The sequence below is a fragment of the Eubacterium ramulus genome, from assembly GCF_003122485.1.
In the GTDB taxonomy this organism is placed as follows: domain Bacteria; phylum Bacillota; class Clostridia; order Lachnospirales; family Lachnospiraceae; genus Eubacterium_I; species Eubacterium_I ramulus_A.
Window position 1 is genome coordinate 1 of sequence record NZ_JRFU01000162.1, and the last position, 7,868, is coordinate 7,868.

The 7,868-nt window shown below is 43.4% G+C and carries 7 protein-coding genes; all 7 read right to left on the bottom strand.

What is annotated here, in order from left to right:
* Positions 1-124: 124 nt before the first annotated feature.
* Positions 125-418 (bottom strand): hypothetical protein, encoded by a 294-nt coding sequence (locus tag LG34_RS13875; RefSeq protein ID WP_109216591.1) that lies wholly within the window; start codon positions 416-418, stop codon positions 125-127.
* Between the two features lie 8 nt (positions 419-426).
* Positions 427-1,014 carry an iron-containing alcohol dehydrogenase gene (locus LG34_RS13880; RefSeq protein ID WP_109216592.1) on the bottom strand — a complete coding sequence of 196 codons (588 nt, stop codon included), beginning with the start codon at positions 1,012-1,014 and terminating at the stop codon, positions 427-429.
* 260 nt (positions 1,015-1,274) lie between these two features.
* The gene (locus LG34_RS13885; protein WP_109216593.1) at positions 1,275-2,333 is read right to left on the bottom strand and encodes an NAD(P)-dependent oxidoreductase; all 1,059 of its coding nucleotides are present in this window, start codon (positions 2,331-2,333) and stop codon (positions 1,275-1,277) included.
* 164 nt (positions 2,334-2,497) lie between these two features.
* Positions 2,498-3,142: a class II aldolase/adducin family protein gene (locus LG34_RS13890; RefSeq protein ID WP_109216594.1), complete on the bottom strand. Its 645-nt coding sequence runs from the start codon at positions 3,140-3,142 to the stop codon at positions 2,498-2,500.
* A gap of 115 nt (positions 3,143-3,257) precedes the next feature.
* Positions 3,258-4,403: an iron-containing alcohol dehydrogenase family protein gene (locus LG34_RS13895; protein ID WP_109216595.1), complete on the bottom strand. Its 1,146-nt coding sequence runs from the start codon at positions 4,401-4,403 to the stop codon at positions 3,258-3,260.
* Between the two features lie 73 nt (positions 4,404-4,476).
* Positions 4,477-6,450, bottom strand: a complete 1,974-nt coding sequence (locus LG34_RS13900) for an FAD-dependent oxidoreductase (protein ID WP_109216596.1) — start codon at positions 6,448-6,450, stop codon at positions 4,477-4,479.
* Positions 6,451-6,452: 2 nt separating this feature from the next.
* Positions 6,453-7,520 carry a zinc-binding dehydrogenase gene (locus tag LG34_RS13905; RefSeq protein WP_242979910.1) on the bottom strand — a complete coding sequence of 356 codons (1,068 nt, stop codon included), beginning with the start codon at positions 7,518-7,520 and terminating at the stop codon, positions 6,453-6,455.
* Positions 7,521-7,868: the final 348 nt, after the last annotated feature.

A 7,868-nucleotide genomic window follows, 5' to 3' on the forward strand; every position in this document is an offset into this window, starting at 1 on the left:
TGCTGAGCTGTTTGACTCTGATTTTGCTGAGCTGTCACCGCCTGCTGCTGCTCCGTTGTTATCGGATGATGCATTTCCACATCCGGCAACCATAGCTGCCACCATTGCCCCAACAAGTAATAAACTAATCGCCTTCTTCTTCATTTTTCCTCTTCCTTTCTTTTTGTTTGGAAATTTTGTGGACCTTTGTCCTGATGTCTATATATAATGCAATTTGTATGCCAATTCTATTTTCTCTTTTTTGGCTATTTTTTACATATTTTTTTGCATTTTTGACTTTATTTTTGTCTAGTTGCTGTTGCGCCCGGACAACTGTTGTTTCCGTGGTGCAACTTGTCGATCTATTTTTCCAAAAAACAGCGAAAGACACCGGACAATCACTCATCCAGTGCCTTTTGCTAAATTGATATTTCTTCAAAATTCTCCTTAGCCTTTCGCTAATTCATAAATCGCCTGTATATCACTTTCTGTTGGAACCTCCACTGCATCTGTCCTGGCAATTCGAAATGCCACTCTGCGACTGTCAAAATTACGCAATCCGTATTCCCGAAGTGTTACTGACAGTCCACACTGACTGATAAAATCCTGAAAACGGGCAATTCCCTCCTGTGCTACCGTACTTGGTGAAACGTCCGGATTGGTCACATTCCACACCTGCTCTGCCCAGATCACGACTGCATCCAGATCTGTCCGAAGTAAATATTTGCACCACGCCAGCATCGTGACTGCCAGAGCTGCATTTTTCGGCACATGATATTCGTTGATCAATGCCTCCGATAATAATTCACACTCTGACCACTCATGCTTCTCCTTTTCCATGAGCACATGCGGTATAAAATCCGCATCTTTTTTGTCACTCTGCAACACAAATAAAATTTCTGCAACAATCGAACGCATTGTTTCACTGTCTTTTCTCCTGTTTTCCATACTCTGCCCCGGCTGGAAAAAATCAGAAAAAGCCTGCTCAAACGCCTGTAATGATTGTCCCAGTCGTTCATTTGCAATGCCATTCATAGTAAAATTCCTCCCTGCTATACATTTTTATTTACTATTTTAACACGCAAATCTCATGCCATTTTAGCACATTAAGGAGACAAATTATTTTTCTGAACAAAATTTTCAATAAGTCCGTTTTCTCTTAATGTTTGGCATGGTAAATCGGACATTCGCAATCCACTTTCGCTACTTGCAGAAGTGGGAGTCTTCTCGACTAAGATAAACAAAAAAGAGGAGAACGCATATCACGTTCTCCCCCTGGGCGTTTCATTTCTGTTTTATTTTTTTACTTTCCAGATATGTTTTGCCGGCTCGCCTTTTAAGTATGCCATGATATTCTCAGACATAATTCTTCCGGACCAGTTGTCTACATCTGTTGTTAATCCTGCATAATGAGGTGTACATGTTACATTTCTCATTTTCAGTAACGGATGGTTTGCCGGAACCGGCTCCTGCCAATATACATCAACAGCTGCGCCGCCGATTACTTTGTTCTCAAGAGCTTCTACAAAATCTTTCTGATCGATAACTGCTGCTCTGGCTGTGTTGATCACATAAGCAGTCGGTTTCATCTTGGAGAACCAGTCTTTGTTTACAATTGCTTTTGTGGACGGAAGTACCGGAAGGTGGATACTTACGATATCACTCTGGGAAAGCATTGTATCAAGATCTACATACTCAGCGCCTGTAGCCTCTACTGCCTCTTTTGGCATATATGGATCGTATGCAAGGATTTCCATACCGAAAGCCATTGCACGTTTTGCAACTTCACGACCGATAGCACCATAACCTGCGATACCAAGTTTTTTACCATATAACTCAAATCCGATACCGTAATCTGTGTAAGGATGATTCTCGTCAAGCGGTCCCCATGTAACGTTTTTCTCTTCCGGAACGTTGTAGATATCATCTACCGGTGCACCAAGATGCTCACCTTTCTGCAGACCTACGCAGCTTAATGCAAGGTTACGTGTAGAAGCGATCATTAGACCAATACAGAACTCTGCTACTGCTACCGCATTTCTACCCGGTGTGTATGTAAGATCCAGACCAGCTTTTACGATGGCATCATGATCTACCGTAACCGGTGTTCCTTTTGCAACGCCGATGAATTTCATACCAGCGTCAACCCATGCATTGATGGTATCTGTGCCTGCATATTCATCACCAAGAACGATGAGCTCGTTGCCCATGCACTCTTCTTTTGTCATTTCTTCTGTCACATTTCCTTTTCCGTGTTTTAACTCACCACAGATTGTAATATCACAATATTCTTTGATTGCCTCCAGTTCTTTCTCAGGAATCGGAGTACATAAAGCCATTTTTTTCTTTGCCATGTCGTTTTTCTCCCAAAATCAATCAATTATTTTCATTGTTTTTATTGTCAGGAAAATGTGCTTCATGACTTTTTATCATCAAAAATTCATCAGGCACATTTTTCCTGTTTGCGCCACGTTAAAGAATACTTTCCTCTCGTGCGTGTGTGCATATATGGCGGTATTTATACTGCCTGATCAGCTGCGATTAATGCTTTCATAGCTTTGTCAGCTTCTTCCGGCATTGGCTCATATGTTCCAAGTACTTTTGCAAGATATGTTGTCTGAGCCATTTCCTCTGTGTAGATTGTTGCATGCATAGCTGCTTTCATATCTTTACCACATGTGAACATACCATGGTTTTTGATCAGACAAGCACGGCCTTTCTCGCCCAAAGCATCTACTACTTTATCAGCTACATCGTTAGAACCAGGCATTGTGAAGGATACGATTCCAACCGGTGTGAACTCGCACTGTGGCGGTGTGATCGGTTTTAATTCCGGATTCTCACCCATAGCCATGATGGTTGCATACATACTGTGTGTATGAACAGTAGCTTTTACATCTGGTCTGGCACGCATAACTGCTGTATGCATCGGAACCTCTGATGACGGTTTGTATGGTCCATCGATCCATTTTCCGTTTAAGTCAACGATTGCGATATCTTCCGGTTTCATTCCTGTATAAGAAATTCCACTTGGTGTGATTGCGATTACATCATCCTCGTCATCTCTCATAGCGATGTTTCCGGATGTACCATGGATCAGTCCCTGATCTACTGCCTCTAAAATTGCCTCTAAAACTGTTTTTCTGATTTTTTCGTATTTCATTTTGAATACCTTCCTTTCAATCTGAGATGTTTAATATGAAATGGTTACCCCATTTTGTTAACTGTTTTCTTATGCGCTTTCACGCAAATTTTAATACTGTTCAAGAATGCATTTCTTAGTATGCTTTCTCTAAGATTGCCAGAACGTCTTCTTTTGTAATACCCTGACGTGGGTTGAAGTTCAGTACCGGCTCTTTTAATACGTCATCAGCAAGCATGTCGAAATCTTCTTTCTTGATACCCTGCTCGGACAGACGTTTGATGCCAAGTTCTTTTGTCAGTGCTTCCAGCTCTTTTGCAAGTGCATACTGATCTTCTTCGATGTTGCCTGTCAGCGGAAGATTGATTGCTTTTGCAAGATCTACCATTTTCTCCGGGCAGCTCGGTGCATTGTATGCGATAACATACGGAAGTACGGTTGCGTTTGCCATACCATGTGCAAGGTGGAAATGTGCACTCAGTGTATGAGCGATTCCGTGTACCAGACCAAGGTTTGCATTGGAGAAGCCAAAACCTGTGATGATACATCCAAGCATCATGTTCTCTCTTGCTTCCATATCGTTTCCGTCTGCAACTGCCTTCGGCAGGTTCTCACGGAAGATCTGTAAACCTTTGATGGAGTTGTACTCTGTCAGCGGAGTTGCCATATTGGAAATGTAGCTCTCTACTGCATGTGTAATGGCATCCATACCAGTTGCTGCTGTAACAGATTTCGGCATGGTTCTTGTGAACTCCGGATCTGCGATAACGTGGCTTGGAACCAGTTTGTTGTCGATGACAACGTATTTGCAGACTGCAACAGTATCTGTCAGTGCGGTAACATTTGTGATCTCACTGGATGTTCCTGCTGTAGTCGGGATTGCGATCAACGGGTGAACTTTATTTTTTACCAGTCCGATTCCGCCATACTGACCGATCGGACCCGGGTTTGTCATTAATACGTTTACTGCTTTTGCAAGATCAATGCTGCTTCCGCCGCCAACTGCTACAAAACCGTCGATTTTTTTCTCCTGAGCGATGGCTGCTGCTTCCTCAACCAGCTCGTTGGATGGATTTGGTAAAACTTTATCAAAAATTGTGATCTCTACATCTGCTTTCTCTACCTGAGTAACTACTTTCTCAGCGATTCCGGCTACTTTTACGCCTTCATCATAGATGATCATTACATTCTTTACGCCTTCACCGGCAAGAATATTTGGCAGTTCCTGAACTGCATCTTTTCCAAATGTCAGATCGTTATGTACGAAAAAATTATATGCCATTGGATTGTCCTCCTTCATATATGAATTTATTTACCTGCATGTTTTGTATCCCCCGTGAGGGGATATCCATTTCTTATACGCTTCTTGCTGCCCAGTATGCTACATTCATTGCCTGATAAATCTGTGCCACATTGTTGCAGTCACCTACGATGTAGGATTCGTCAACCAGATCACAGAACTCGTCAACAGTTGCATACGGTGCGCGGAAACCAACTGCACAGACAACACTGTCTGCTTCTACCAGAAATTCGCCATCTGCATTCTCACAGACAACACCTTCCGGACGGATCTCTTTTACTTTTGTATCCGTATAGAGGGCAGCGCTTTCTTTTACGTGTGGCATTAATCCACCACGGTAGAAAGAATTTACTTCCTCTGCTACCTCATGTTTCATCTCAATGATGGAACATTTTTTTCCTTCATGTGCGAAGGAAACGGCTACTTCTGCACCTACCAGTCCACCACCGATGATGGCTACGCGCTCACCGAGTTTGTCTGGATGAAGTTCTGCGTCAATCGCCATAATGACGTTCGGCAAATCCATTCCTTTGATTGGTGGAACCAGTTCATTGGAACCAATCGCAACAAACAGCGTATCCGGATCGAACTCACGAATATAATCTGCTGTTACTTCTGTATTCAGTATGACATTCACACCGGAAGCTTCCACACGCCGGATCAGTACGTTACATAATTTCAGGATATCTTCTTTGAAATACGGTGCTCCTGCCGGATACAGGTTGCCGCCAAGCCTGTCAGCTTTCTCTACCAGAGTCACTTCATGTCCTCTGGCTGCTGCGGTAATCGCTGCTTCCATACCTGCCGGACCACCACCGGCTACCAGCACACGTTTCTTTTCTGTCGGTGCTTTCTCCGGTTCTGTCTTGCAGAATAACTGCTGTCCCTGTGTCGGGTTTACCGTACATTTTACGGTCTCGCTCTTTCCTGTCTCACCAAAACACTCATAACATCTCAGACAAGGGTTGATGTCATTGGCTCTGCCTTCCAGAGCTTTCTTTGGCAGGTACGGATCTGCTATCAGACCACGCGCGATCTCTACCAGATCTGCCTGACCGCTGGCGATGATCTCTTCCATCTGTGCCGGATCATTTAAGGAACCTACACAAGCTACCGGTTTGCTGACATGCTTTTTGATCTCTGCTGCCAGGTAAACGTTTACGCCACGCGGGAAGAAGGAAGATGGATGTGTTCTGCAGAACATTGCCGGATCTTCGTGATTTCCACAGGAAATATTAAACAGGTCTACTTTATCTTCAATTAATTTTGCAACTTCAATGCAATCTTGCTGGTTCAGACCATTATCTGCCATATCATCACCGGATAAACGACATTCGATCGGGAATCTCGGTCCAACAGCTTCACGGACGGCATCTAATACCATCATCAGGAATCGTGCTCTGTTTTCCAGAGAACCACCAAACTCGTCTTTTCTCTGGTTGATGACAGGGGAAAGGAACTGTGAAAACAGCCAGCCATGGGCTGCATGTACCATTACCATGTCATAGCCACAGTCTTTGCAAAGTTTTGCTGCTTTTTTATAAGAATCAACGATCTCATAGATCAGTGATTTCGGCATTTCTTTTACCGGTCCTGCCGGCATCATCATATCACTCGGTCCGTATGCAATCTCACAACATCCGATGTCTCCACCGACACTTGCCAGTCCACCGTACATTCCGCCGTGGGAAAGCTGGATATTGGCATATCCGCCTGCGTTGTGGATCGCTGTGGTGCTTTCTTTCATCATCTGTTTTACACCAAAGGAATCCAACTGTAGTTGTTTATTGTGAGATTTACCTGTCTTGGAGTGCGGAATCGCCTCTCCATAGGTAACTACCGCTGCGCCACCCAGTGCTTTTTCCTCCAGATATGCATTCATTTCCGGAGTGAAATGACCATCTGTTGTGATCATGCTCGGGCTTGTCGGTGCTGCGATAATTCTGTTTTTTAAACGAAGGTTACCAATGCGGATCGGAGCGAAAAGATGTGGATATAACTGCTTGCCGCAATACTTTTCTCTGCCCATTTTTATGCCTCCTCGTCCGGATTCATTCCGTTCGGGAATAATACAACTTTGATTGCCTCTGTACGTGTCAGCTCAATACCTTTTGTAATATCTTCCAGCGGTAATCTGTGTGTAACGAATTTGGATGCATCAAATTCCGGTGAGATTGCAAGCTCAAATGCTTTTTTGGACTGCATGTAAGAAGCACCGAAATGTCCTTTGATCCAGATATTGTTGTAATGAATCAGGTTTGTATCAAGCTCTGTCATAGCTCCTTTCGGAACGCCACCGAAGAATACTACCAGACCACCTTTTTTCACCATCTCAAGTGCCGGCTGCTGTGTTGCTGTGGATGGGTTAGCAGAAATAACTTTGTCTGCGCCTTTTCCGTTTGTCAGTTCTTTAACTGCTGCTACCGGATCCTGATCTTTACTGTTGATAATGTAATCAGCGCCAAACTGTTTTACCTGATCCAGACGCATCTGGTTGATGTCGATCATGATAACTGTTTTAGCACCACGTAATTTTGCAAGTTTTGTCATGAAGCATCCGATCGGACCTGCACCGATGATAACAACTACATCATTATAACCAACACCGATGTTGTCTTCGCATGCATATACAGATGTCAGCGGCTCACCAAGGCTTGCTGCCTCATATTTGATTCCTTCCGGAATACGGTAGATTCCGCCGTATTTGATTTTCTCTCCGCCTACTGCAATGTACTGTGCGAATCCGCCTGTTCCTGCAAGTTTTGCTACATGCTCGTTCTCGCAGTTCTCGCTGTGACCGCTGATGCAGTTATCACATTCCATACAGTAAGTTCCCGGGAATAAGTATAAACGATCGCCTACTTTATATTTTGTTGTCTCCGGTCCAACCTCGTCTACAACACCTACGATCTCATGTCCGTAAATAAAAGGATAATTTCCTTTTCTGGAATCTGAAGTAAGGTTTCTGATATCAGATCCACATAAACCAACTGCCATGATCTTTAAAATAAGACCGTCCTGAGGACAAACCGGTTTTTCTGTATCTTCATATCTGATATCATTTGGTCCATACATTACTGCTGCCTTCATTGTTGCCATAACAATTATCTCCTTCCATTTTTCAACTTGTTTTTCGCCTTTGTGCTTTGTTCTGGCTCTAGTATATGAAATCTGGCAAAAAGCGGCAAACACGATATTGCCGTTAGATAACGGAAATATATAAATTGCAACTTTTTGTGCCGTTTGCTACAGTGGTTATAACATCAGAGTGTCAAGAGGAACTACTACTGACTATGAAAACTTGAACTTTTTCAATATGAGATACTCCCCCCCTTTTGACACTCAAATTACCCTATAGAAATGATCCTGTTTAAAAAACTTTCCTATAAGGTTTACATCATTTCAAGTCGAACGCACGTGAGACTTGGTGCGTGATTCTGGTCAGCG